This window comes from Microvirga sp. GCM10011540 (genome assembly GCF_042650665.1).
Lineage (GTDB): Bacteria > Pseudomonadota > Alphaproteobacteria > Rhizobiales > Beijerinckiaceae > Microvirga > Microvirga lenta.
On record NZ_JBHSBQ010000066.1, the window covers coordinates 1 to 1,041 of the forward strand.

Here is a 1,041-nt window from a genome sequence, read left to right on the forward strand (position 1 = left end):
TCTAGAGCGTGCAGCGGTTGCGTGGAATCGCGATAGCTGATTCCATGGAGCTGGTTTTGAACGGCCGGGAGCCCTCCCATGCCAGCTCCTCTGTCCCGAGACTTGCGTGAGCGGATCGTGCGTGCGGTGGAAGGGGGATCCTCCATCCGGCAGGCGGCCCTGCGCTTTGAGGTCAGCCCGTCGGCCGCCGTGAAGCTGATGCGGCGCTTCCGCCAGAGCGGCAGTCCCGCTCCGGCCCGCTTTGGTGGCCACCGTCGGCCCATCCTCGCGCCGCATGAGGCGCTTGTGCGCGCTCTCCTGGATACCAAAGTCGACATCTCACTGAAGGAGATCCAGGCTGAGCTGCGCCAGCATGGCATCATGGTCGGTGCGACCTCCACCATCAGCCGCTGGCTCAAACGAGCCGGCCTGACGCACAAAAAAAGAGCCTGAGAGCCGCCGAGCAGGACCGTCCGGACGTGGCGCGCGAGCGACGGCACTGGCGCGTGTGGCAGCGCTACATGGATCCTGCCCGCTTTGTCTTCCTGGACGAGACGGGCACATCCACCAACATGGTGCGCCGTTATGGGCGTTGCCCCAGAGGCGAGCGGCTGGTGGATGCCACGCCGTGGGGGCATTGGAAGATCACCACCTTTGTGGCCGGTCTGCGCGCCAGCGGCGTCATCGCTCCGATGGTGCTGGACGGCCCGATGACTGGCGAGGTGTTCCGCGCCTATGTGGAGCAGGTGCTGGTGCCGGAACTCCAGGCCGGCGACGTGGTGGTGCTCGACAACCTGGCTGCTCACAAGGTGGCAGGCATCCGAGAGATGATCCAGGCCGCTGGGGCGAGCCTGCTGTACCTGCCACCGTACTCGCCGGATCTGAACCCGATCGAGCAGGTGTTTGCCAAGCTCAAGGCGCTGCTACGCAAGGCGGCAGTTCGCACCAAGGAGGCGCTCTGGACGACCATCGGAGAACTGCTCGACAGCTTCCCGGCGGACGAATGCCAGAACTATCTCAGCAACTGCGGATACGAGTTCACCTAAATCGAATCCGCTCTAA

The 1,041-nt window shown here is 64.6% G+C and carries 1 protein-coding gene; it reads left to right on the top strand.

From position 1 onward, the window contains the following. Positions 1 to 78 precede the first annotated feature (78 nt). Positions 79 to 1,025 (top strand): IS630 family transposase gene (locus ACFOYU_RS15250; protein ID WP_377034247.1). Its coding sequence is split into 2 segments (ribosomal slippage): positions 79 to 430 and positions 430 to 1,025, totalling 948 coding nucleotides; the frame shifts between segments, so codons are not numbered across the junction. Positions 1,026 to 1,041 lie beyond the last annotated feature (16 nt).